The organism is Bradyrhizobium shewense (assembly GCF_900094605.1).
GTDB lineage: Bacteria > Pseudomonadota > Alphaproteobacteria > Rhizobiales > Xanthobacteraceae > Bradyrhizobium > Bradyrhizobium shewense.
This window is the reverse complement of the sequence record NZ_FMAI01000027.1, coordinates 63506-87547: the sequence shown is the minus strand read 5'-3', so window position 1 is coordinate 87547 and position 24042 is coordinate 63506. Positions and strand designations below refer to the sequence as shown.

Annotated in this window: 25 protein-coding genes and 2 tRNA genes; 11 read left to right on the top strand and 16 right to left on the bottom strand. The window is 64.8% G+C overall.

Annotated features, from left to right (window positions below; all coding sequences use genetic code 11):
• On the top strand, positions 1 to 393 hold a 393-nt coding region (locus GA0061098_RS35080; protein WP_283808022.1), incomplete at its 5' end, for a TCP-1/cpn60 chaperonin family protein.
• Between the two features lie 130 nt (positions 394 to 523).
• Here the strand turns inward: GA0061098_RS35080 and lepB are convergent.
• The 5 genes from lepB to GA0061098_RS35055 form a co-directional block, all read right to left on the bottom strand.
• Positions 524 to 1273, bottom strand: coding sequence for a signal peptidase I (gene lepB / locus GA0061098_RS35075; RefSeq protein ID WP_091965968.1), 750 nt, complete (start codon positions 1271 to 1273; stop codon positions 524 to 526).
• Positions 1274 to 1433: 160 nt separating this feature from the next.
• Positions 1434 to 2597, bottom strand: coding sequence for a slipin family protein (locus GA0061098_RS35070; RefSeq protein WP_091965967.1), 1164 nt, complete (start codon positions 2595 to 2597; stop codon positions 1434 to 1436).
• Between the two features lie 333 nt (positions 2598 to 2930).
• Positions 2931 to 2997 (bottom strand) — tRNA-OTHER (locus GA0061098_RS35065).
• A 7-nt stretch (positions 2998 to 3004) separates the two neighbouring features.
• A tRNA-Ser gene (locus GA0061098_RS35060) sits at positions 3005 to 3076 on the bottom strand.
• A 188-nt stretch (positions 3077 to 3264) separates the two neighbouring features.
• Complete coding sequence (locus GA0061098_RS35055; protein ID WP_091965966.1) at positions 3265 to 4104, bottom strand: LysR family transcriptional regulator; 840 nt, start codon at positions 4102 to 4104, stop codon at positions 3265 to 3267.
• A 130-nt stretch (positions 4105 to 4234) separates the two neighbouring features.
• On the opposite strand from GA0061098_RS35055, the gene GA0061098_RS35050 reads away from it, so the two are divergent.
• The 3 genes from GA0061098_RS35050 (at position 4235) to GA0061098_RS35040 (ending at position 6930) form a co-directional block, all read left to right on the top strand.
• Positions 4235 to 4828 (top strand): cysteine hydrolase family protein, encoded by a 594-nt coding sequence (locus tag GA0061098_RS35050; RefSeq protein WP_091965965.1) that lies wholly within the window; start codon positions 4235 to 4237, stop codon positions 4826 to 4828.
• Positions 4829 to 4839: 11 nt separating this feature from the next.
• Entirely contained in the window at positions 4840 to 5469 is a 630-nt protein-coding gene (locus GA0061098_RS35045) for a glutathione S-transferase N-terminal domain-containing protein (protein ID WP_091965964.1), read from the top strand.
• A 111-nt stretch (positions 5470 to 5580) separates the two neighbouring features.
• Positions 5581 to 6930: a caspase family protein gene (locus GA0061098_RS35040; RefSeq protein ID WP_091965963.1), complete on the top strand. Its 1350-nt coding sequence runs from the start codon at positions 5581 to 5583 to the stop codon at positions 6928 to 6930.
• Positions 6931 to 6966: 36 nt separating this feature from the next.
• Here the strand turns inward: GA0061098_RS35040 and GA0061098_RS35035 are convergent, their stop codons facing one another.
• Positions 6967 to 8058, bottom strand: coding sequence for a DUF2778 domain-containing protein (locus GA0061098_RS35035; protein WP_165637800.1), 1092 nt, complete (start codon positions 8056 to 8058; stop codon positions 6967 to 6969).
• 662 nt (positions 8059 to 8720) lie between these two features.
• Here GA0061098_RS35035 and GA0061098_RS35030 point away from each other — a divergent pair.
• Together GA0061098_RS35030 and GA0061098_RS35025 are read left to right on the top strand one after the other, a co-directional pair.
• Entirely contained in the window at positions 8721 to 9239 is a 519-nt protein-coding gene (locus GA0061098_RS35030) for a FecR domain-containing protein (RefSeq protein WP_165637799.1), read from the top strand.
• Positions 9240 to 9314: 75 nt separating this feature from the next.
• Positions 9315 to 11201, top strand: a complete 1887-nt coding sequence (locus GA0061098_RS35025; RefSeq protein ID WP_091965960.1) for a CHASE2 domain-containing protein — start codon at positions 9315 to 9317, stop codon at positions 11199 to 11201.
• 181 nt (positions 11202 to 11382) lie between these two features.
• Here the strand turns inward: GA0061098_RS35025 and GA0061098_RS35020 are convergent, their stop codons facing one another.
• The 4 genes from GA0061098_RS35020 to GA0061098_RS35005 form a co-directional block, all read right to left on the bottom strand.
• Positions 11383 to 12885 carry a glycosyltransferase family 39 protein gene (locus tag GA0061098_RS35020; protein WP_091965959.1) on the bottom strand — a complete coding sequence of 501 codons (1503 nt, stop codon included), beginning with the start codon at positions 12883 to 12885 and terminating at the stop codon, positions 11383 to 11385.
• A gap of 6 nt (positions 12886 to 12891) precedes the next feature.
• Complete coding sequence (locus GA0061098_RS35015) at positions 12892 to 14025, bottom strand: glycosyltransferase family 2 protein (protein ID WP_091965958.1); 1134 nt, start codon at positions 14023 to 14025, stop codon at positions 12892 to 12894.
• A gap of 271 nt (positions 14026 to 14296) precedes the next feature.
• Positions 14297 to 14491, bottom strand: a complete 195-nt coding sequence (locus GA0061098_RS35010; RefSeq protein ID WP_091965957.1) for a hypothetical protein — start codon at positions 14489 to 14491, stop codon at positions 14297 to 14299.
• Between the two features lie 133 nt (positions 14492 to 14624).
• On the bottom strand, positions 14625 to 15005 hold the full coding sequence (locus GA0061098_RS35005; protein ID WP_091965956.1) for a hypothetical protein: 381 nt from the start codon (positions 15003 to 15005) through the stop codon (positions 14625 to 14627).
• A gap of 103 nt (positions 15006 to 15108) precedes the next feature.
• Here GA0061098_RS35005 and GA0061098_RS35000 point away from each other — a divergent pair, with 103 nt between their 5' ends.
• Together GA0061098_RS35000 and GA0061098_RS34995 are read left to right on the top strand one after the other, a co-directional pair.
• On the top strand, positions 15109 to 15945 hold the full coding sequence (locus GA0061098_RS35000; RefSeq protein ID WP_091965955.1) for a DUF72 domain-containing protein: 837 nt from the start codon (positions 15109 to 15111) through the stop codon (positions 15943 to 15945).
• An 8-nt stretch (positions 15946 to 15953) separates the two neighbouring features.
• On the top strand, positions 15954 to 16415 hold the full coding sequence (locus tag GA0061098_RS34995; protein WP_091965954.1) for a DUF488 domain-containing protein: 462 nt from the start codon (positions 15954 to 15956) through the stop codon (positions 16413 to 16415).
• A 177-nt stretch (positions 16416 to 16592) separates the two neighbouring features.
• Here the strand turns inward: GA0061098_RS34995 and GA0061098_RS34990 are convergent, their stop codons facing one another.
• The 6 genes from GA0061098_RS34990 to GA0061098_RS34965 all read right to left on the bottom strand — a co-directional run bounded on the left by GA0061098_RS34990 (position 16593) and on the right by GA0061098_RS34965 (position 22713).
• A complete protein-coding gene (locus tag GA0061098_RS34990) occupies positions 16593 to 17507 on the bottom strand; it encodes a PhzF family phenazine biosynthesis protein (protein WP_091965953.1) in 915 nt (304 codons plus the stop codon).
• A 181-nt stretch (positions 17508 to 17688) separates the two neighbouring features.
• Positions 17689 to 18996 (bottom strand): adenylate/guanylate cyclase domain-containing protein, encoded by a 1308-nt coding sequence (locus GA0061098_RS34985; RefSeq protein WP_091965952.1) that lies wholly within the window; start codon positions 18994 to 18996, stop codon positions 17689 to 17691.
• 30 nt (positions 18997 to 19026) lie between these two features.
• Positions 19027 to 20190 carry an ABC transporter permease gene (locus tag GA0061098_RS34980; protein ID WP_091965951.1) on the bottom strand — a complete coding sequence of 388 codons (1164 nt, stop codon included), beginning with the start codon at positions 20188 to 20190 and terminating at the stop codon, positions 19027 to 19029.
• Positions 20187 to 21119 (bottom strand): ABC transporter ATP-binding protein, encoded by a 933-nt coding sequence (locus tag GA0061098_RS34975; RefSeq protein WP_091965950.1) that lies wholly within the window; start codon positions 21117 to 21119, stop codon positions 20187 to 20189. Before GA0061098_RS34975 ends, GA0061098_RS34980 begins: the two co-directional genes overlap by 4 nt.
• The gene (locus tag GA0061098_RS34970) at positions 21116 to 22033 is read right to left on the bottom strand and encodes an HlyD family secretion protein (protein ID WP_245323787.1); all 918 of its coding nucleotides are present in this window, start codon (positions 22031 to 22033) and stop codon (positions 21116 to 21118) included. The genes GA0061098_RS34975 and GA0061098_RS34970 overlap by 4 nt, the downstream gene beginning before the upstream one ends.
• Positions 22030 to 22713: a TetR/AcrR family transcriptional regulator gene (locus GA0061098_RS34965; protein ID WP_091965949.1), complete on the bottom strand. Its 684-nt coding sequence runs from the start codon at positions 22711 to 22713 to the stop codon at positions 22030 to 22032. The genes GA0061098_RS34970 and GA0061098_RS34965 overlap by 4 nt, the downstream gene beginning before the upstream one ends.
• A 101-nt stretch (positions 22714 to 22814) precedes the next feature.
• Between GA0061098_RS34965 and GA0061098_RS34960 the strand changes: the two genes are divergently transcribed.
• Genes GA0061098_RS34960 through GA0061098_RS34950 form a run of 3 tightly spaced genes read left to right on the top strand, consistent with a single transcriptional unit; the run spans position 22815 to position 24039 of the window.
• Positions 22815 to 23144, top strand: a complete 330-nt coding sequence (locus GA0061098_RS34960) for an ArsR/SmtB family transcription factor (protein WP_091965948.1) — start codon at positions 22815 to 22817, stop codon at positions 23142 to 23144.
• A complete protein-coding gene (locus GA0061098_RS34955) occupies positions 23141 to 23614 on the top strand; it encodes an SRPBCC family protein (protein ID WP_091965947.1) in 474 nt (157 codons plus the stop codon). Before GA0061098_RS34960 ends, GA0061098_RS34955 begins: the two co-directional genes overlap by 4 nt.
• A gap of 11 nt (positions 23615 to 23625) precedes the next feature.
• Positions 23626 to 24039 (top strand): GFA family protein, encoded by a 414-nt coding sequence (locus GA0061098_RS34950; protein WP_091965946.1) that lies wholly within the window; start codon positions 23626 to 23628, stop codon positions 24037 to 24039.
• Positions 24040 to 24042: the final 3 nt, after the last annotated feature.

The window sequence follows — 24042 nt, the reverse complement described above, 5'->3', positions numbered from 1 at the left end:
GTCGCCCTGCTCCGTGCCTCCGAGCAGCTCAAGGGCCTGCGCACCAAGAACGACGACCAGAAGACCGGCGTCGAGATCGTGCGCAAGGCGCTGTCGGCTCCCGCTCGCCAGATCGCGATCAACGCCGGTGAAGACGGCTCGGTGATCGTCGGCAAGATCCTGGAGAACAAGACCTACAATTACGGCTTCGACTCCCAGACCGGCGAATATGCCGACCTCGTCAAGAAGGGCATCATCGACCCGACCAAGGTGGTCCGTACTGCGATCCAGAACGCTGCCTCGGTGGCCGCGCTCCTGATCACCACGGAAGCCATGGTCGCCGAGCTGCCCAAGAAGGGCGGCGCCGGTCCCGCGATGCCCCCGGGCGGCGGCATGGGCGGCATGGACTTCTAAAGTCCAACGACCTCAAGAACTACGAAACCCCGGCAGCGATGCCGGGGTTTTTGTTTGGGGGGCAAACACTCTCCGCTTGTCATTCCGGGGCGCGCCCTCTTGGGCGCGAGCCCGGAATGACGGGCACGCCTCACTCCACCTTCCCCAACCGCTCCATGTGCGGCTCGCCGTCTTCGTCGAGCGACCAGAAGATCCGCGTCACCTTGCCGACCAGATTGTCCATCGGCACGAAGCCGAACGCCGACACCATGCGGCTGTCGGTGGAATTGTCGCGGTTGTCGCCGAGCACGAAGAAATGGCCCGGCGGCACCGTGTAGACGTTGGTGTTGTCCAGGAAACCGTTGTCGACGCAGTCGTTGGTGACATAGGACGCGCCGCTCGGCAGCGTCTCACGCCAACGCTTGACCCTGACGCCGCCATCCCCACCGCAGGCGTTGTCGGCGAGCCCGTCCTCGAGCGCGACGCGCGTCACCGGCCGGTCGTTGAGGATGAGCTGGCCCTGCCGCATCTGGATGCGGTCGCGGGGCAGCCCGACCACGCGTTTGACGTAGTCGACCGAGCTGTCCTTTGCCGTCCGGAACACGACGATGTCGCCGTATTCCGGGTCGGCAGCAAAGACGCGGCCCGAGATCCAGGACGACGCGAACGGCAATGAATACCGGCCGTAGCCATAGGGATATTTCGCGGCGAAGACGTAGTCACCGACCATCAGCGTCGGCGCCATCGAATTGGAGGGGATGCTGAACGGCTGATAGAGGACGAAGCGAAACAGAATCAGCGGGGACCACAGCACCGGGACCAGCAAGATCAGGATGACGATCACCTTCCATTCCTGCGATTGCGCTCGCGACGGCCGGATGGAGTCCTGAAGAATCGTCATGCCCCTGCCCTGATCAAACCCGTGGTCATCGCGAGATTACGCAACCTTCGCGCGCGCGCAATCCCGGCTCCGTGATTTTGGTCGCACAGGCGCGGTTCCGCGTTCATTGCAAGCGACGACGACGGATATGTGAAGGGCCGCCCGTGGGCGGCCCTTCGTTTCATGCGCTCTCGGGCGCCTTCAGGCGCACGAGCCGGGTCAGGAGAGCATCGAGGCCCTCGCCGTTGGCGGCGTGGAGATCGATGCGGCCGACCTTCTCGACCAGCCGCTCCAGCGACTCCAGCTCCTTGAGCCGCAGCAGCAGGGGGTTCTCCTCCATCAGGCGGGCGGTGTTCAGAAGCGAACGCGTTGCCGCGGTCTCTTCCTGCCGGCGGATCAGGTTCGCCTTCGCGACCCGCTCCGCCTCCACCACCTTGTTCACCAGCTCCCGGATTTCGCCGGGCAGGATCACGTCCTTGACGCCGAGCTCGGTGACCTCGACACCGGACTCCGCGACGCGTGCGCGCACATAGTCGCGCAGCTCCGCATCCAGCGCCGCCTTCGCAGACAGCACCTCGTCCAGCGTCCGGCCCGCAACCGCCTCGCGGATCGCGAACTGCACCAGGCGGTACAGCCACGCATCCACATCGGGCACGGTCGCAACCGTGCGCTCGGGATCGACCACCCGGCGGAACGCCGTCAGCGTCACCCGCAGCGCGATGCGATCCTTGGTCAGCATCTCCTGCGCGGTGATCTCGACCGCCTGGGGCCGCAGGTCGAGGCGCTTCACCTCGATCTTGCGGCCGACGGTCCAGAAGGCGTGCCGACCGGGCATGAGCCGCTCGACGAGCCGGCCCTCGACATAGAGCAGGCCCGCCTCGTGGTTCTCGACCACCGTCTCCGACGTCACGGCGGAGCGGTTACGCTCGATCATGGACAGATGCCGCGCGCCGACCCTGACATCGCGGGACACATCGATGCGCTCGACCTCGACGCTCGTTGCGACCTTCCAGTAGACGCGCACCTGCCAGGGCGTCATCAGATGCACGGGCCGGCCGTCGAGGCTGACGATGGCGATCTCGTCCGCCTTGGTCTCGACCGCCTCGAACAGTTCGGCGGCCAGATCAGGCCGTGCGGCCTTCAGCACCGCGTAGCGATCCGCAGAGAATTCAGTGCGAACCACATCGAGCACCTCGGCCCTCAGCTCGTGCAGGGGATCGAACAGACGATGCCTGCCGGGCGCGAGCACGCGCACGAGCTGCCCGTTGCGCGTGAGCAGCGCACGCTCGCCATCCTTGACCGTCACGTTCAGCATCAGCAAATGCCAGCCCTTGTTCGAAATCATGGCACGCCTCCATCGTTTTGCGTCCGGCCGGATGCCGGACAACAGGTTTCGTTTGCAAAGGATTTGAGGACGCGGACGACGCTTCCTGAGAGATCGACGGACCGAGGCTTGAGCTCGCATGACGACGGGCGCACGCGCGCGATCGCGCGACGGATGTCGCGCGGCCGAGCGGAGCCACCCGGCATCAACGCAAGCGGTATCTACCCGCGGCGCAAAGCCGGTCTCACAGTGTCTAGGTTCGGACGGAAAGCCTTGCGGCAAAACGGCCGGACTGCGACTGAAGCGCGCGTCCGGTCCTCGTCAGAGGTGTCAGTTTTTCAGGCTGACCCGTAGCGCTGGAGCGGGATTCGAACCCGCGACCCGATGATTAACGTCACCTGCTCTACCCAACTGAGCTATCCTTTGGTTGGTACAAGAAATCGGAATCGAACCGATGCCTCCGGATTTCACTCCGACGCTCTCCATGAGCTACATCCTGCGTCTTCATTCGGCGGAACACGAGACCGGAGACCGGATCGCGCCAGCCGGGATCTCAGAGAGCCCGGACACATGGCCTAGCGAAGGAGCGGGCTAATAGACGAAGCACGTTCGGGTTGCAAGGGGGAGCTCGAAATTTTTTCAACACAGCTTGCGCAGTGTGACGCGACAATCACAGCGTCATGCGACGTCAAGCGCGCGAAGTTTCCTGGAAACGCGCCCTTACCCAGTCGATCGTCACGCGGGTTGCCGGATCGCGCCTGAGGTGGTTCTGCACCAAGAGCCAGACGTCGCGCCGCCGCGGCAGCAGCGTCGCGCGCAGGCTGCGGTCGGCGAACAGGCCTTCGCAGCTGTGTTCGGGCAACACGCCGACGGCCTGATGCGACTGGATCATGGTCCTGATGATGCGGACGTTGTCGGTGATGCAGCGAACGTTCGTCAGCCGCTTCGCGCGCAAGAACTGCTGTTCGGGAATGGTGTCGAGCTCATCGGGATAGACGCACGCGACCGGCTCGCCGCCGGTGCGGTCGACGGGCTCGAAGAAATACAGCCTGACATCGCCGAGCTTGGAGATGGTGAAGTCACCCTTCTCCGGCTTGCGCAGACGAATGGCGAGGTCGGCCTGCCAGCGCGAGAATTTGACGTTACCGCTGGACGTCAGGAATTGCAGGGTCAGGCCGGGATGATCACGCAGGAAGCTGCTCGCGTGCGGCGCCAACAACTCTTCGGCAACCGCATTGGTCGAGGCGATGCGCAGGCGGCCGACCGGGCCGGGCTGGCTCTCCTTGATGCGGTCGATCGCCGCGACATGGGCGGCCATGACGCCGACATGCTCGAGCACCGCCTCGCAATGGCGCGTCGGACGGCGCTGGCCGTCCACGGCATCGAACAGCAGCACGCCGAGATCGCGCTGAATGCGTGCGAGCCGGCGGCCGACGGTGGTCTCGTCGATGCGCAGCCGCGCGCTGGCGCCGGCATAGGTGCCCTCGTCCCTCACCGCGGCAATGATGCGCAGATCGTCCCAGTTCATCCGGGCGAGCCTAGCAGGCGATGCCGTGTCCTGCAAATCTGCAGCCGTAAGCTGCAATAGTCCTGCACAATGGCAGGCCCATGCTGCGCTAATGTGACGCCATCCGATCTCCCTGGAAGGCCTGACCAGCATGACCGCTCCCAAGACCCTGCTCGAACTCGCCGGCGCCGATCTCGATCCGCCGAAGCTCAACGAGGCCTGCCTCGTGCTGATCGACATCCAGAACGAATATTGCGCCGGCCCGTTGGCCCTTCCCGATGCACAGCCGGCGATCGCCGCGGCGGCGCGCCTGCTGGCGCGGGCACGGGAGAGCGGCGCTGCGATCATCCATGTCGCGCACAAGGGCCGCGCCGGCGGCCTGTTCGACCGCGAGGCGGCGCGCGGCGCGATCGTTGATCGTCTGACGCCGCAAGCAGGCGAGCCCGTGATCGAGAAAGCGCTGCCGAACTCATTCGCCGGCACCGATCTGCAAGCCCGGCTTGCCGCGGCCGGATGCAAGAACATCGTGCTGGCCGGCTTCATGACCCACATGTGCATCTCCTCGACCGCCCGCGCCGCGCTCGACCTCGGCCTGCGGACGACGATCGCGGCCGATGCCTGCGCCACCCGTGACCTGCCGGATGGCCGCGGCGGCACACTGGACGCCCGGACGATTCACGCGGTCGCGCTGGCCGAGCTCTCGGACCGCTTCGCGATTATCGCGCGCAGCGATGCGCTGATTTGACGGAGCATTCGATGCTGCAACTCTATTTCTTTCCGATGGCCTGCTCGCTCTCGAGTCGCATCGCGCTGATGGAGGCCGGTATCGAGGCGCAGTATCACCTCGCCCATATCTGGACCAAGCAGGTCGTGGACGACGGCAGCGATTTCCTCGGCGTGTCGCCGAAGGGCGCGGTGCCGGTTCTGGTGCTGGAGAACGGCGAACGGCTGACCGAGAGCGCGGCGGTGCTGCAATACATCGCCGACGCGAAGCCCGAGCGCGGCCTTGCGCCGCGGCCTGGCGACGTTGATCGCTATCGCCTGCAGGAATGGCTGAGCTTCATCGGCGCCGAGATCCACAAGGGGTTCCTGTTTCCGACCTTCTGGTACAAGGACGACGGCTCGCTCGCCAAGCCGCGCGGCAGAATCACGCAGACATTGTCGGTGCCATCGGCGCATCTGGCGGAGCGCGAATTCCTCGTCGGTGACAGCTTCACCGTCGCGGATGCCCACCTCACCTGGGCCTTGCTGCTGCTCCGTCCCGCAGGCGTCGACATCGCGCAATGGCCGCCCTTGTCAGCCTATCTCGGGCGCATGCAGACACGGCCGGCCGTGCGGGAAGCGATTGCGACCGAGATAGCCCTGCGCAAGGCGATGGCAGCGTGACCGGACGTCACGGTCGGTAAATCTGAGCGTTTTCCCGGCGAGGGCATTGAAGTCGGCGCGGCATGCGCTAAGCTGGAGGGATATTTTTCGATATTTTCTTGGAAGGCATTCATGCGTGCTCTTTCCAGATTGTGCTTATCTTTATTTTGCCTAGTCCTCCTCGCCGGCTGGCTGTCTCCCGACACTGCATCTGCGGACACGCGGGTGGCACTGGTGATCGGCAACGGTGCTTATGCCTCGACGGCGCAACTTCCCAACCCGTCGCACGATGCCGAGGACGTCGCGGCCTCGCTGAGGCGCAGCGGCTTCGAGGTGATCCACGGCATCGACCTGCGCCAGGCCGACATGCAGGACATGACCATCCGCTTCGCGCGCGCCGCGAGCAGAGCTGACGTCGCCATATTCTACTACAGCGGCCATGCGATGCAGTACAACGGCGTGAACTATCTGATGCCTGTCGACGCCACGCTCACCGATGAGGCCGACCTCAAGCGTTTCGTGCGGGTCGACGACATCGTGAACGATCTGCAGCAAGCCAAGAACCTGCGCATCCTGGTGCTCGATTCCTGTCGCGACAATCCGCTGGCGGAAACTCTCAAACGCTCAGCGACACGGGCCGCCTCGATCGGGCGCGGCCTGTCGAAGGTCGAAGCGCCGCGCGGCACGATCGTGTCGTTCTCGACGCAATCGGGGCAGACCGCGGCGGACGGCGTCGGCCGCAACAGCCCCTATACGGCCGCGTTCCTCAAGCATATCGAAGAGCCGCAGGAGATCGGCGACGTCTTTCGCGACATCAGCAGCGACGTCTACGATGCCAGCGGCAAGACGCAGCTTCCGGAGCTGTCGCTGTCGATCATCGGCAAGTTCTACCTGAACGGGCCGGTGTCGGTCACGATCGCGCCCGGGGCTCCGCAAATCGCGCCGCGGGCTGACCCTTGCGCGTCCGCGGAGGCGCACTGGAAGGCGGCCGACACCATCGGCACCGTCAGCGCCTTCGAGGACCATCTGACGCGATTTTCCAGTTGCAGCTTCGCCAGTCTCGCCAAGGCGCGGATCGAGGGCCTGAAGCAAAAGGTGGCGCTGGCGCCTGCGACCAACACCCGCGCCGGCGGCAGCAAGGACTTCGACGGCACTTGGGACGTGACGCTGAACTGCCCGGCTTCCGGCAAGGCGCAAGGCTTCACCAGGCCCCTCGCCGGCACCGTGACCAACGGTGTGTTTCACGCCGAGGTTCAGGGCCAGGGCGGCGCCAACCGGCTGGAGATCGATGGTCAGATCCCGCCGGACGGCAAGACGACCTTGAGCGCGCGCGGGACGACGGGGGCAAGCGCGTATACGCTCAACAACCTTGCGCCCGGCTCTCCCTATGCCTTCACGGTCGATGCGCAGTTCGAGCGCACCCGCGGCAGCGGCAAGCGCAACGAGGCGCGCCCCTGCAACCTGGTCTTCGTCAAGCGCTGATCGTGCAGAGAAGAAAGCGGTGAGGCGCGCTGCGCCTCACTCCACTCGCGCCAGCACCGCGAGCTTGCGGATGCCCTTGTTGCGGTAGGCGTCGAGGAACGCGTAATAGTCCTTGAACGACACGCAGCCGTTGGAATCGCCGTTCGGCCCGAGCATGAAGGTGTGGGCAAGCAGGCCGTCGCGGCCGTAGATCGCGCTCTCGCCGCCGACCGGGGTCAGGCGCAACGCGGGCACGCCGTGGAACAGCGCTTCGCGCGGCTTCAGCGTGTAGATGTGCGGCGGCGTCACGCCGCGCATGCGCGTGCGCTGGGAGCGCGGATCGTCGAGACTGGAGCCGAGGCCGGAATGCGCTTCGAGCTTGGTGCCATCGGGCAGATACACCGTCTTGGCAGTGATGTCGTAGACCGCGGTGTCCCGCTCATAGGGCGGCGCACCGCCGAACATCGGGTTCTGCTCCTTCGGCGCGATGGACGCGGTCACACTGGCATCGGCCGAGGCATAGGCCAGCAGCCCGCCGGACGGCTCGCGCTTGCCCCAGAGTTTTTCGACCATCGACTGCCGCGGACCGGTGATCGACATCACCGCGGCCTTGGCGCGATCGGCGAACGACTTCTTCGCTTCCGGTGCCGGCACGATCTGGGCCGGGTCGGCCGAGGCGAGCTGCATCTGGGCATCCGGAGCGCGCTTGACCTTGTCCCCGGTCTTGTCAGCGGTCTTCTCAGCAATTTTGGCCGGGGCCGACGGCTTCAGTGCTTCCGCGACCTTCGCGATCACGCTCTGCTTCGGCGCGTCGTTGGCCACCGCAACCTGGGTCGCTGGCGCCGCGCTGGCCGCGTTCGATGCCACGCCTTGGGTCGCAGCGGCAGCAAAGCGCTCGTTGAACATCTCGCGCGAGATCGGGGCGGCAACCTGCAACCGGTCCGGCAGGAGCGCAAAAGCTTCCTTGATGGCGTCGCCGGCCTCGCGTAGCGCGACCTTGGGCGCACGCTTGATCACCGGCTCGTCGTAGCCAATGCCGCCGACGGTCGGATAGACGCTCGCGCCGAAGACGTTGCTGTAGATGGTCCAGCCGGCACCCATCACGACGCAGCCGATGGCCGCGGCGCCAAGCCAATTGGTCGTGCTCATTTTCCGGGAAGACTTCCGAAGAGAATTCTTGGACTTCCGTGCCGCGTTACTCTGCGCAGCGATACTCGTACTCATTCGCCTTGCGTCCAGGACGGTGTCACTCAGTCCCCCTTCGAAGTGCCGCTGGTCACGATCCGGAAACAGCATCTCGCAGAGGGTCGGAGCGTCATTAAGGCGACTTTTAGTTAAATGCGGATTAAGTTCGGGCAGATGTGCGGCAGCTCGTTAACGTCGTCCCATTTCGAGAAAAAAGTCCGCAGAACTACGGACTTAGCCGCGTCTGTTAACTATAATTCTCGGCAGGATCGGCGCATTCAGCGGTCGTCTCCGGCCGCCTTTCTTGGGCCACCCAACCAAGTCGTTTTCGTGGCCTTCGGTACCCGGAAGATAGCGGGGAAGCGTTGCGCGAGGCTGGTGCACTGGCCTTCCCGCCGGCGCGTGGGTGACACGAGAACAGCGGGCAAGATCACGCACATCACACAGCGCGCTCGGACCGCTCACACGGCGACCGCGCCCTGACCGAAAGTTGATCGCGCCGCTCTGGAAAAGGCCACGGCGAGAAAATAGCTCGTAAAGCGGCACTTTTCAGCAGCCTCTGCGTGTGATACGGTACCGTATCAACATCGCCTTGAACTGTGCCGGGCATGCAAACGGAGGCTGGCATGAGAAGGTTCGCGCGCGCCGGATATTTTGCTCTGGCGTCGTCGTTGTTGATGGGATACGCGGCCGCGCAGCCTGCCAATGCAGCTTGCACATCGTCGGCCTCGGCCGCAGGCACGCAGACTTGGCGCTGCGACAACGGCATCACCATCGTTGCGGAAAGTGGCGCCAGATTTGAACTAAAGGACGCCAACCGCGACGGACATATTGACTCCGTTGAGTTGAGCAGCAAAGCCCTGCTGGTCGAAGTGCCCAGGAAGCCGGGCGGCAATCCCTTCAAGGTGTTGACGCCGCAGGCGATTGCCGCGGTGCGCGGCACCAGATGGGCCGTCGATGTCGCTGAGGCCAAGACCTCCGTCTTCGTCGCCGACGGCCGTGTCGGCGTCAGCCGCAGGGCTCGTGGGCGCGGCGTCGTGCTCGGCCCCGGCCAAGGCGTCGACGTGGAAGCGACCGGACCGTTGACGATGAAGCAGTGGGGCCAGCCGCGCATCGACGCTCTCATGGCAAGACTCGGTCAATGAGACTTGGCCAATAAGACCTGATCAATAGACCTCGGCCCAAAGGCCCGAAGAAAAAGAAGATTGCAGTACGACGTAATGACGAGACGCGTTCAGATCCTGGTGGCACTCGCCCTCACCGCGCTGTGGGGCGCGGGCATCTTTGCCGCGCACGCAGGCGGCCATCTGCGCTTTCTCGACCGCCTCGAAGCAACGCTGACCGATTGGCGAACCCAGGTCCGCGGGGTGCAGCGTCCGCCCGATCTCGTCACTATCGTCGCGATCGACGACACCGTGGTGAAGCGCGGCGGCAGCTATCCGCTTCCGCGCGCCGATCTCGCCCGCGTCGTCGACACCATCGTGCAGTTCAAGCCGAAGGTCGTCGCGATCGATCTCCTGCTCGTCGACCGCAGCGCTGCGATCGGCGACGCCACGCTCGCAAACACGCTCGCCACCGGCCCCATGGTGCTCGCCGCCGCCGCGATCTTCCCCTCCGCCAGCGAAAACGTGGCGCCCGGCAGCGCAGGTCCCCTCGCCGTGCTGCCGCAAGCTGAACGTTTCCTGCTGCCGCTGCCTGCGTTCGCCGACCACGCCGAGGTCGGCATCGTCAATGTCGCGACGGGACAATCGGGGTCGCCGCTCTCGGTGCCGATGCTGTTCCGGACCCGCGACAAGGTCGAGCTGTCGTTCCCGTTGCGCGTCGCGACGCGCGCGCTCGACAAGCCGCTGACGATCGCGCCGGATCATCTCATGCTCGGCGACCGCGCCGTGCCGACCGATACCGACTTCGCGCTGCCGATCACCTATTACGGTCCGCGCCGCACCATCCGCACCGTGAGCGCGCAGAGCATTTTCGACGGCACGCTCAATCGCGCCGCGATCGAGAACCGGATCGTCGTGATCGGCGCCTCGGTCGCCGGCGGCGGCGACTTCTACCCGACACCGTTCGATTCCCTGATGCCCGGCGTCGAGGTGGTCTCGACCGCGATCACCCACCTCGTTGCCGGCGACGGCATCGTGCGGGACCATAGGGTCCATTTCGCCGACGCGCTCGCTGCGATCCTGCTGCCGATGCTGCTGGTCGGCTTGCTGGCCTGGCGGCGCAGCGCGCTCGGCATAATGGCGGCGGCCGCGGTGATGATCGCCTGGGCCGGCCTCAATGCCTTCGCGTTCACGCATGGCGTCTGGCTGAATGCGGCAACCACGCTCGCCGCCGCGATGCCGCCGGTTGCGATCTTTGCCGGTGTGCAGCTGTGGGCCGGAGGCCGCCGCACGCAATATCTCGCCGCCAAGAGCAGGTCTCTCGCACAATTCCAGGCACCGGCCGTGCAGGAATGGCTGGCGCGCGATCCGAATTTCCTGTCCAAGCCGGTCCGGCAAGACGCCGCAATCGTCTTCATCGATCTCTCCGGTTTCACTTCCTTGAGCGAACGGATCGATCCGGACGCGCTTCAGGAGATCCTGCAGGCGTTTCACGCGCGGATCGACAAGGCCGCGGTCGATTGCGGCGGCATGATCACCGGCTTTCTCGGCGACGGCGCCATGATCCTGTTCGGTCTGCCGGCCGCGATGCCCGATGACGCCGCGCGCGCGCTCAAATGCGCGATCGACCTGCATCGCGGTGTCGAACACTGGATCGCCTCGCTGCCGTCAGCGATCGGCGGTCAGCTCGGTTTCAAGATCGGCGCGCATTTCGGCGAGATCGTCGCCTCCCGCCTCGGCGAAAGCCACCAGCACATCACGGCGACAGGCGACACGGTCAACGTCGCGAGCCGGCTGATGGAAGTCGCCGTCCAGAACGATGCACGGCTCGCCCTGAGCAATACCCTGCTGGATACGGCCGACTTCCACGGGGCTCCCGACGGCGTCCTGTCGGGCCCCCTGCTCGCCCAGGTCCGTGGCCGCTCCGGCGTCGTGACCGTGTGGTTCTGGCGGGATCAGGGCGGGCCGAAGCAGGCCGCGGCTAAGGCCGAGGCGATCGACTGAGTAGCCACTGCTACCGGCCCAACACTCTGCCGTCGTCCCCGCGAATGCGGGGACCCATACCGCGTGATCTATCGATGAACGCGGGTGACCGTACCGACTGGAAAACTGCCCGCTAACAGTCTTCGCCAAACTTCTCCCTGGGGGTATGGGTCCCTGCGTTCGCAGGGACGACGGGAAGGAGCTACCTTGCTTCCGGCGGCGGCGAGCGGTCCAGCACGTCGCCCTTGGCCTCCTCCAGCAGATCGACGCTGTAGGTCTCGACCACGAGCGGGCCGCGCTTGCGCTGCAATTGCGCGACCTGTGTCACCTTCGCAAAGAGGTCGTTGAGGACGGGATGACCGTCCGGGCGCAGCTCGTCGACATAGAGCAGCTTGCCCGCCAGAAGCTTCGGATCGGGCTCGCCCATATTGACCCAGCGGATGCGCTGGTTCTGCTGCACCACGCAGGTGCCGCGGGGCAAGTAAAAGGCCAGCCAGCCCGTGGTGCCGTAGTCCTGCGCGAGCACGCAGGTCGCGCCATGGCGCGCGCGCACGGCTTCGATTTCGGCAGCGAGCTCGCGCCAGCCGACGCCGACGCTGCGCACGGTGGCATCGCGGCGATAACCGGACAGCCAGCCGGTGTTGGCTTGCACGATGAGCGCTGCAAACATCACGATGCCGACAGGCGCGGCCCAGCGCAGGCAGAAATCCGCCAGGCGGCGCTGGCGCGGCTTCCATTGCACGAGGTTGGCGGCAGCGGCCGCGGCGATGACGAAAGGCGGATAGACCGGCGCGAACCAGTTGGCCTCGACGCGGGCATGCAGCGAATGCCAGACGAAATAGGCGACGATGGTCCAGAACATCGCCTCGATCAGCACGCGCGAGCCCAGTGCGCCGGCCCGGCGCCAGGTCAGCGCGTGCAGACCCATCGCGCCGAGGATGAAGACCAGCGGGGTTGCGAACGCGATCTGGGTCGGGATCAGCTCGGCGATGAAGACGGGTCGGAAGTCCTCGATCTTCGCGCGCCCGAGCTGCTTTGCGAACGAGACCCATTGATGGTCCGCATTCCAGAGGATCACCGGCGAGAACAGCGCCAGCGCAACAAGACCGCCGAGATAGGGCCAGGGCGAGAGGAACCAGCGCCTGAGCTTCGGCACGCAAGCGAGCCAGATCAGGATCCCGGCGCCAAAGAACATCGCCGTGTATTTCGACAGCAGTGCCGCACCGACGGCCGCGCCGACCGCAAGCCACCAGACGCCGCGGCCGGTCTCCAGTACTTTTGCGAGGAAGAACAGCACGAAGCTGGATGCGACCAGGAGCGGCGCATCCGGCGTCACGATCAGCGTGCCGACGGAGGCCATCATGGTTACGTTGAGCAGGACGGCGCCGGTCGCCGCCACGCGCGCGCCGCCGAACAGGATCGCAGCGGAGCGGTAGATCGCATAGCTCATCGGCAGTGCGAGCAGGATCGAGACGAGGCGGACGCCGAGCTCGGTATCGCCGGCGATCATGGTGCCGGCGCGGATGACATAGGCGACCATCGGCGGATGGTCGTAATAGCCCCCGGCGAGGTTGTTCGACCACATCCAGTAATAGGCTTCGTCGAAGGTGATCGGCGTGAACGCTGCCGCGACGAGCCGCAGGGCCACCAGCGCCAGAATCAGCAGCACGGTATTGCGGACGATCCGCGCGTCAGCCCCGCCCATCGTGGGTTATTTCTTGCGCCAGACGAACAGGCCTGACATCGCGTAGTTCCACACCACGCCCATCAGCGCACCGGCCATGCCGGCCAGCCACCAGATCGGCTCCTGGTCGTAGACCGAGAAGGCGACGCCGACATTGGCGAGCAAGCCGACGCTGCACACGATGTAGAAGGCGATCAGGCCGCGCAGCAGTGCAAAGCCCTTGAGCCGCTGGTCGCGATAGGTGAGGAAGTTGTTGAGGATGAAATTGCTGGTCATGGCGACGATGGCGCCGGCGGCCTGCGCTTCCGCAAACGGCGCCTTGAACAGCTGAAGTCCGATGAACAGCGTGGTGAGATGCACCACGAGGCCGATGCCGCCGACCATCGCGAACAGGATGAAGCGCAGCGAGACGATGTCGTTGCTCAGCTTGGCCAGCACGAGGCCAAGGAAATCGAGCGCGACCATGGAATCGAGCTTGCTCTCGCCGTGCTGACGGGCGCCGAAAGTGTAGGGAATCTCGACCGCCCGCAAGCCGCCGTGCGCGGTCGCGACGACGTCGAGCAGGATCTTGAAGCCGTGCACGGAAAGCTTCGGCGCGAGCTGCTCAAAACGATCGCGGCGGATCATGAAGAAGCCGCTCATGGGATCGGCGATCTCGACCCGCAGCATCTTCCTGGCGAACTCGGTCGCCAGCGCGCTGGCGCCGGCGCGCTGCTTGTTGAAGCCCTCGCTCTTGTAGCCCTCGATGTAGCGGCTGCCGACCACGAGGTCGGCCTCGTCGCTTGCGAGCAGCAACAGCATCTTCGGCAGTTGCGTCTCGTCGTGCTGGAGATCGGCGTCGATCACGGCCACATAGGGCGCGCTGGACGCAAGGATGCCCTCGATGCAGGCGCCCGACAGGCCTCGGCGGCCGATGCGGCGGATACAGCGCACGCGGCTGTCCTGCTGCGCCAGCGCGCGCACGACGTCCCAAGTGCCATCAGGCGAATTGTCGTCGACGAACACGACCTCCCAGGCGACGTTGGCGAGCACCGCCTCCAGCCGCCGGTACAGCACCGTGACATTGTCGCGCTCGTTGAAGGTCGGGACGATGACCGACAGTTCCGGCCCTTCGAGAGCCTGCAGCGGATTTTCGGAGCCCGGTCTGATCGCTTCATTCATGACGGCAGCGTATATCCGCCGCGTCCAGCGCTGCCAAGTTCTGCGCTGCCAGGTTTTATGCTGCGAAGCCGGGGTGCCCGGGAAAGGGCCCAAAAAGGGGTCCCCAAAATGCCAACGACCCCGGAACGGCGGGCCGCGCGTACATCCGGCGCGAGCCCAAGCTATTCCAAGGTCGTTCCAACGCCGGAGTTTTTCGCTCAACGGCGCCGTTAAAACCTAGATAGGAATGACAAGACGGCTTCGCAAGGGGCGAAACCACGATTTTCGTGTCTTATTGGTTGGGCACTTCCCGAATGATCGGCCCGCGCGGCGCCGGCGCGGCCGGGGCTGCAGCCGGGGCCGGCTCGACTTTCGCCGGTTTGGGCGGCTTGCCGTACTGGCCAATCGGCCCGAACACGACGGCGACTGCAAGCACGATCGCGGCGACGATCACGCCCAAAATGCCCCCTACCGACTCAGACGCCATGGAAACCCACCCCTGTTCCAGATACGCCCCGTGATATCACGGATGCGCGCGGAGCCGGAAGGGCCGGGCGATGGCGAGTAGCGAATGGCGTCCCGGACTTCCGCACGACCAGCTATTCGCCACTCCCCATTGCCTACTTCGCCGGCGGTCTCTGCTTGACGAAGGCCGTCACGATGTCCTTCTGCGCGGCCTCCACTGCCCTGTTCGCGGTAGCGAGATGGGCGCCGGCATCGATGTTCGGATATTGCGTGGTGAGATAGTCGAGCAGCGCCACCCGGTAATATTGCCGCTCCGACGGACAGGCACCCGCGATCGAGCGGCCAAAATCCTGTTCCGTCATTCCCCGATTGCTGTCGCGCGAATATTCCCGCGCCAGGCAATGCCAGTAATCGTCGCGGCCCTGCATGGCGAGCTTCTGCGCGCCCTTCGCATCGTCGTCATCCGCCATGACCGGAGATATTATGGCAGCAGATGTCATCATGACGAGCGCCGCTCCCACCATCAGCATCCGCATCTTTTTCTCCTTTTTCGCAGATCCCGCCGCGACCTTAGACGGGACGCAGCAACTGGCCAATCACAACTGGTTTGATTAGGATGACGGCATCCCCTCCACGTCGATGCGAGATCCTTCCGTGGCCAAAGCAAAAACTGCGTCCAAAAAGTCAGGCAACATCTTCATCGGCATCGGCGGCTGGACCTTCGAGCCGTGGCGCGGCGTGTTCTATCCGGAGAAGCTGACGCAGGCGAAGGAGCTGTCCTACGCGGCCTCGAAGCTGACCTCGATCGAGATCAACGGCACCTATTACGGCTCGCAAAAGCCGGAGAGCTTTCGCAAATGGGCGAGCGAGGTGCCCGACGGTTTCGTGTTCTCGGTGAAGGGACCGCGATTCGCCACCAACCGCCGGGTGTTGGCGGAAGCCGGCGATTCCATCAAGCGGTTCTATGATTCCGGCGTGCTGGAACTCGGCGACCGTCTCGGGCCGGTGCTGTGGCAATTCGCGCCGACAAAGAAATTCGACGGCGCCGATTTCGGCAAGTTCCTCGAGCTATTGCCGCGCAAGCTCGAGGGACGCGCGCTGCGCCATGTCGTCGAGGTCCGCCACGACAGCTTCTGCACGCCGGACTTCGTGGCGCTGATCCGCGAGTTCGAGACTCCCGTCGTGTTCGCCGAGCACGGCAAATATCCCGCCATCGCCGACGTCGCCGGTGATTTCGTCTATGCCCGGCTGCAGAAGGGCAATGACGAGATCAAGACCTGCTACCCGCCCAAGCAGCTCGATGCCTGGGCCGAGCGCTTTGAAGCCTGGGCTTCGGGCGGTGAACCGGACGACCTGCCCAAAGTTGACAAGGCAAAGCCGAAGAAGGAGCCGCGCGACGTGTTCGCCTACGTCATCCACGAGGGCAAGGTGCGCGCACCCGCCGGCGCCATGGAGCTGATCGCAAGGGTGAGCTGAGGTGATCCATGGCAAAAGCGAAGAAGCTGTTCACCATCGGCTATGAGCAGACGCCGCCCAAGGCGGTGCTGGATGAGCTGGTAGAGGCTGGCGTCAAGCTCGTGGTCGACGTGCGCGCGGTGACATCCTCGCGCCGGCCGGGCTTTTCCAAGAAGCAGCTGTCAGCAGGGCTCGACGAACGTGGCATCGCCTATATCCACCTCGCCGCGCTCGGCACGCCGAAGGAGGGGCGGCTCGCCGCGCGCAGCGGTCAGTACGATGTGCTCGAGAGGATTTTCTCAAAGCACCTGAAGGCGCCCGAGGCCAGGGAAGCGATGGACGAGCTCTCGGCGCTGGTGAAGAAGGCCGGCCCCGTGTGCCTGCTTTGCTACGAGAGGGATCACACCCATTGCCACCGCCAGATGATCGCGGAGATCATTGAGGAGCGCGATGGGGTTGCGGTGAAGAATCTGGCGGGACGGCAGGCGTAGTTGGCATTGGCACCGACTTTAGCCGTAGCCGTCATCCTGAGGCGGCCGCTTCTTCAGCGGCCCTCGAAGGACGACGGCGTGCCCCTAGGTTGCACCTCGGCCATGCATCCTTCGAGACTCGCAAGAGCTCGCACCTCCAGCGACAATGGCTTCGCCATTGCGCGGGGATGACGGTTCCTACCCCTCCCCCGCCAGTTTGAACGTCCCCGCCATCATCTGCACGCAGCTGCCGCCGACATGGGCGGAGACGATCTTGCCGTCCTGCTTGCGCACGCGCGTTGAGAGGATGCTCGGCCGGCCCATGTCAAAACCCTGGCCGACCGTGAGCTTGAGCTCGCCATCGCGTATCGGATCGAGATCAGCGAACAGCGCCGCCGCGGCAACCGTGGCGCTGCCGGTGGCGGGGTCCTCGACGAGACCGCTGGCGCCGCGCATGAACATTCGCGCCTGGCGCTCGCAAGGCGCCTCCGCCGCGGGCACGTCGCGCGTATAGAACCACACCGATCGGGCACCATCGCGCGGCAATACCTTGCCGTAGGCTGCCGCATCTGGCCGAGCGCGCTTCAGCGCCTCGCGCGAATGCAGCTCCATCACCAGAAACGCGTTTCCGACGGTGACGATCTGCGGCTCGTGATTGTCGGTCTTGATGTCGTCTGCAACGAGCGAGATGCAACTCGCGGCTTCGGCGGCTGACAGCCGCGAGAGCCGCTCCAGCGGCTGCGGCGCGGTGAGCTCGGTTCTGATCACCCGGCCCTGCTCCCTCACGATGTCGACCGGCACGAGCCCGGCCTTCTCCTCGAACAGCAGACGTGGCTTCGGCTCCTTCGCCATCGAGGCGAGCACGAAGGCGGTGCCGACATTGGGATGGCCCGCAAAGGCAATCTCCTGCACCGGGGTAAAAATGCGCACCTCCGCATCATGAGCCTTGTCGCTCGGCGGCAGCACGAAGGTGGTCTCGGAATAGTTGAACTCGGTCGCGATCGTCTGCATCTGCGCGGTCGTGAGCCCGCCGGCGTCGAGCACCACGGCGAGCTGGTTGCCGCCGAAGGCGCGGTCGGTGAACACGTCGACTGTGATGTAGCGGCGCTGCATCTTCGATCCCTTATGCAAGTTGCGGCCGCAACGGGCCGCATCGCGCGGCAGTCTATAGGCCTGCGATATCGCTCGTCATGCCCCAAAATTCGGAGCAATCGGAGCAATCGCGGAAGAGATTTTAGAAGCCTTCAACGAACCGCGGCTCGCTTCAACGAAACGCGACTCACATGTGAAGGCGCTACCCCAATTGAAACACCGCCACCTTCCGCTCATAGCCGCGCACCTCGACCTCGCCGAGCGCAACGGCATCGTCACCATCGTTGCCCAGCGCCTCGCGCACAGTCGCGGAAATCAGGAGCTGCGAGCCGAACTCCTTGTTGAGCGCCTCCAGGCGCGAGGCGAAGTTCACGGTGTCACCGATCACCGTGTACTCCTTGCGCCGGGGCGAGCCGATATTGCCGGCGACGACTTCGCCGAAATGGATGCCGATGCCGATGCGCAACGGCCAGCTCGTCTGTGCGTTGATGCGGTCCATCGCACTCAGCATCTCGCGGCCTGCGGCAACCGCGCGATGCGCGGCGTCGGAGGCTTCCAGCGGCGCGCCGAACAGCGCGAGAAAACCATCGCCGAGAAACTTGTTCACGATGCCGCCGTGGCGATCGAGGACGTCGACCAGCACCGCAAAGGCGCCATCGAGCCGGTCGACCACCTCCTGCGGCGTGCGCGTCTGCGCGCCGGCCGTGAAGCCGCGGAAATCGACGAACATCACGGCGACGCGGCGCAGGTCACCGGCGGCGCTGGTGCCCTCCGCCATCAGTCGCTCCACCACCTGCGGGGAGACGTGCTGGCCAAACAGGTTCGTCACCCGGTCGCGCGCAGTGGCGGCTGCAATGCTGGCGGCGAACTGGCGGCGGAGTTGGGCACCGACGGAGCCTGCGAGGACGCCGCAGATCAGGATGACAGTGCTGCGCACGACGTGGAAGTAGATCAGGGGTTCGCCTGCGTCGTCAGCCGAATTGTAGTACAGCGCCACGGCCAGAAGTTCGGCCGCGGCCACGAATCCGGTGAAGGTGGACAGCCAGAAATCGAGCCGCAGCGTCGAAAGAATGACGAAGATGAAATAAACCAGTGGCAGCACGAAACCAAGCGCCTGGCTGGCACCCATGCTGCGGATCTGCAGGATCAGGATTACCGTTGGCAGCGACGTTTCGATGAAGGCGCCGATATAGCGCCTGATCACCGGCAGGTCGCGATCGAGCTTGAGGTTTCGCCTGATCTGGCTGTGGACCCAAGCTTCAAAGAGGATGAAGCTCCCCACGAGGATAAATTCGCGGACAAGGCCCTCGGTCCCGCGCCAGACCCGGTTCACGAGAGCAGGTTCGATCAGGAAGGTTGAGGTCAGGAACAGCATCAAGACACAGCCAGTGATGATCAGTGTGCGCACCCGCAACAGTTCGGTCCGCAACACCTCCCGTGTCAGCTCGCGCTCGAAATCCTCCGATAGCACGGCATGCTGCCGCGTCTTCCTGCTCGCAAATCTGACCATTCCGCCCCTCGATTCCGGGGGCATTGTGCCTCAATCCAGCGTGCGGCGGAAGCGCGTCACGGCGATGGTCATGGCGAGCAGCATCAGGATCGCTAGTGCCAGGGCGTCGAAATGCAGATTCTGCATGGTCGCGCCCTTCAGCATGATGGCGCGGACGATGCGGAGGTAATGCGTCAGCGGCAGGCATTCGCCGAGATATTGCGCCCAGGTGGGCATGCCGGCGAACGGAAACATGAATCCGGACAGCAGAATGCTCGGCAGGAAGAACATCATCGACATCTGCATGGCCTGGAGCTGGTTCTGCACCACCGTCGAGATGGTGTAACCGATCGACAAATTGGTGGTGATGAACAGCGTCGAGAGCAGCGCCAGCAGGAACAGATTGCCGAGCACGGGGACGCCGAACAGGCCAACCCCGATGCCGATGATGAGGAACGCCTGCACGAAGCCGACCAGCACGTAAGGCACGATCTTGCCGAACATCACCTCGACCGGCTTGATCGGCATCGACAGCAGGCTCTCCATGGTGCCGCGCTCGACCTCGCGCGTGACCGACAGCGCGGTGAAGATCAGCATGGTCATGGTGAGGATGGTGCCGACCAGGCCCGGCACGATGTTGAGGCTGGAGGCCGCGGCCGGATTATAGCGGGCATGCGCACGGATCTCGAACGGCATCTCCGGGGGATCGCCGATGTAGAGATCGTGCTTGAGCGCGGTCTGCACGACCATGCCGAGCGAGCCGATCGCCGCGCTCGCCGCCACCGGGTCGGTGGCATCGGCCGCAACCAGCAGCGCCGGCCTGTCGCCGCGCCGCACCGCACGCTCGAAGCCGCGCGGGATCTCGACGCCGAACAGCACCTTGCCGGATTTCAGCAGATTGTCGAAGTCCTCGACATCGTGCACCTCATAGAGGAAGCGGAAATAGGCGGTGTTCTCCAGAGCTTTCAGGATCGAGCGGGCGAGATCGGAGTCCTCCTGGAGCAGCACCGCGCTCGGCAGATGGTGCGGCGTGGTGTTGATGGCATAGCCGAACAGCATCAGTTGCATCACCGGCAGCATCACGATCATCGCGAACGACACGCGGTCGCGCCTCAGCTGGATGAACTCCTTGATCAGCATCGCATAGGAGCGCCGCAGGAAGCCGAAGCGCTCGCGGATTTCGTGCTGTGGTGCGGGATGATCGACGGCACTCATTGGAAATTGTCCTTGGAGCGCCCCATCAATTCGATGAACACGTCTTCCAGTGAGGGATGCGACTTCTGCCAGTGCAGGCCGCTTCGCTCGCGCCACGGCGCAATACTGGCTTCGAGCGCGGCAACGTCCCGCCCCGAAACGTGCAGCGAGGTGCCGAACGGCGCCACCATATCCACGCCGGGCTTGCCGGTGAGCTCGGCCGCGAGCTCGTTCAGGTCTTCGCCCGTCACGGTGTAGGTCGAGAGCGCGGATTTCGCGATCACCTCCTCCACGGTGCCGTGCACCAGCAGATGGCCGTAGGCGATGTAGGCAATCTCGTGGCAGCGCTCGGCTTCGTCCATGTAGTGGGTCGAGACCAGAACGGTGAGGCCCTCGGCGGCAAGCGCGTGGATCTCGTTCCAGAAATCGCGCCGCGCCTTGGGATCCACGCCTGCGGTCGGCTCGTCCAGCAGCAACAATTTCGGACTGGGCAGCGTGCAGGCACCCAGCGCCAGCCGCTGCTTCCAGCCGCCGGAAAGCTCGCCCGCAAGCTGCTCCTCGCGTCCCGAGAGCCCGAGCCGCTTGATCATGTCGCGCGCGGCGCCGCGCGCATCCGCGAGACCATAGAGCCGCGCGACGAATTCGAGGTTCTCGCGCACCGAGAGATCCTGATAAAGGCTGAAGCGCTGGGTCATATAGCCGACCTGGCGCTTGATCTTTTCGGCATCGCGGCGGATGTCGTAGCCGAGACAGGTGCCCTCGCCGCTATCCGGGGTGAGGAGACCGCAGAGGATACGGATGGTCGTGGTCTTGCCCGAGCCGTTGGGACCAAGGAAGCCGTAGATCGAGCCGCGCTTCACCTGCATCGACAGATCGTGCACGACCTCGCGGCCGCCGAACGATTTGGTCAGGCCCTTGACGTCGATCGCGATGCCGTTGCCGCCATTCATCGCTTGTCCGCCACCGGTGTCTTCGGATTGAGATAGACGTCGATCGGCTGTCCGACCCGCAGCGCGTCGGGGCGCGACGGCCGCGCCTGGATCAAATAGACCAGCTTGTTGCGCTCATCGAGGCTGTAGATGACAGGCGGGGTGTATTCGGCCGAGGTCGCAATGAAGTAGATCTTTGCGGTGAGATCGGCCGCGCAATTGTCGCAAGAGATGCGCACCGTGTCGCCGATCGCGAGCTTCGGCAGCGCGGCCTCCGGCACGAAAAAGCGCAGCTTCATGTTACCGGGCGGCATGATCGACAGCACCGGGCGCTGCGCCGCCACCATCTCCCCCTCGCGGAAATAGATCTGCTGGATGGTGCCGGCAACCGGCGCAAAGCCCTTGCGCCGCGCCATCCGTGTCTCCGACGTCGCCACCCGCGCTTCCGCGACGCGCAAGGCAGACACAGCCGAATCGAGATTAGCCTGCGTGCCTGAGCCGGTCTTGCTCAGCGAGGCCGCGCGGTCATAGGTCTGCTGCGCATTCGCCAGCGTCGCCTTTTGCTGGTTGAGATCGGCAAGCTGGAGATCGTCGTCGACGGAATAGAGGTGATCGCCGACCTTAACCTCGTCGCCTTCGCGGACATTGAGCTTCGTCACCCGCCCCGCTTCGTCCGGGCTGACGAAGATCATGTCGGCCTCGACCCAGCCCTGGAAGCCGGGATCGCGCTTCTCCTGGCATCCGGCGAGACCGGTTGCGAGCGCCAGAACCACGATCGAGCAAAGACGCGGCAGATACTGCTGTCGATCCCTCACCCTGAGGAGCCGCGAAGCGGCGTCTCGAAGGGCGAGAAGCCACAACCGGGCCTGCATCCGTCGAGACGCGCGTTCCGCGCTCCTCAGGATGAGGTGAGAGATGGTTCGTGACGACCTCATGTCGTCCTCCGTTCGCCAAAAATCAAATCGAGATGGACGCGCAGCATGTCCTGCGCATCGAGCGGCGCGTGCCGCGCAAACAGGCTTTGCCAGATCACCGCAATCATCGCGGGCGCGACCAGGATCTGCGGATAGCGCGCGAGGTCCTTTTCGCGGATCTCGCCGCGGGCGATGCCGAGCTCGATCAGCGCGCGCATGGCGGCGATCCCGCGCGAGACGACCTCGCGGTAGTAGAAGTCGGCGACGGCCGGAAAACGCGGCCCCTCCGCCACAATCAGCCGCACCAGATCGCCGCGCCTGGTGCCGATGACCTCTTTCAGGAAATTGCTGGCAAAGGCCTCGATGAGGTCGCGCACCGAGCCCGTCGGCGGCGGCAGCGCGGTCAGCCGCGCCACGACGGGCACGATCACGATGCGCACCAGCTCCTCGAACATCGATTCCTTGTCCTTGAAGTGCAGGTAGATCGTGCCCTTGGCGACGCCGGCGCGTTTGGCAATGTCGTCGAGTCGCGTTGCGGCGAAACCGCGGGCGATGAACTCCTCCATCGCGGCCTCCACGATCGCCGCGCGCCGCTCCTGCGCGCGCGCAGCACGGTTCGACGCAGGCACCTCTCCGCGGGCTGACGCAGGCTCCGCGCTCTGTGCCGACTTGTTGGCGAGCTTGGTCGACTTCTTCATCATCCGATAAATATGACTGACTAGTCAGTCATAGTCAAGTTCAGGGGCGCGAGAGCAAACTAATTAGCATTGACTAATGAATTAGCGTGGACTAATTTGATGACATGATCGAAACCAACCCCGTCACCACCGTGATGCGCGCCCTCGCCGACCCGACGCGCCGGGCGGTGTTCGAGCGTGTGTTCGAGAGCAAGGAGATCACCGTCGCCGAGCTGACGCGCGGCAGCGGCGTGACCCAGGGCGCCATCTCACAGCACCTGAAGTCGCTGAAACAGGCGGGCCTCGTCGCCGAGCGCGCGGAGGGCCGCAACGTCTATTACCGCGCCGCGCCGCAGGGGCTCGAGCCGCTGGTCACCTGGATGGACCATTACGGCGTGTTCTGGCGCGAGCGCTTCCAGAATCTGCGTGACCTCTTGAAGGAGATCGATCCGTGAGTGCTGCTTCCAAAGCTCAAGCCCAACACCAGACCAAAGACATCGTCATCGACGAGGTCTTCCCTCACGCCGTCGCGACGATCTGGAAGGCGCTAACCAGCGCACAGCTGATTGCGCGCTGGCTGATGCCGCCGACCGGTTTCGAGGCCGTCGAAGGCAACACCTTCACGTTCAAGACCAACCCGGCCGGCGCGTGGGATGGCACGATCCATTGCCGCGTTCTGGAGGTCGTGCCGAACCAACGCTTCGCCTTCGCCTGGAAGGGCGGCGACGAGGGTAACACCGGTTACGGCTCGGCGCTCAACACCGTCGTCACCTGGTCCCTCACGCCGATCGAAGCAGGGACGCGCGTGCGCGTGGTGCACTCCGGCTTCATGACGCCGACGAACGACACCGCTTATCGCAACATGAGCGACGGCTGGGTCAAGGTGCTGCAGCGGCTCGATGCCATCTCCGGCGAAGACAAGTAGGAAGCATCGCAATGGACAAGCCCTATACCGGCGGCTGCGCCTGCGGCGCGATCCGCTATTCGATTGCCGGCGAGCCCCTGTTCAGCAATCACTGCCAGTGCCGAGACTGCCAGCGCGAAAGCGGCAGTGCGCATGGCTCATACGCGACGTTCGCGCGGGCCGGCGTCACGCTAACCGGCGAGGCGAAGCATTGGGATATGGTCGCCGACAGCGGCAACGTGAAGACGCGCGGCTTCTGCACGCAGTGCGGCGTGCCTGTGTACTTGACCTTCGCGGCACAGCCCGACGTCTTCACAATCCGCGCTGCGAGCCTCGACGAGCCTGCCCGCTACAAGCCGCAGGCGGTCACTTTCGCCGCGCGCAGCCATGACTGGGATCGCCTCGATCCCAGCCTGGTAAAGTTCGAAGGCATGCCGCCGGGATGAGGC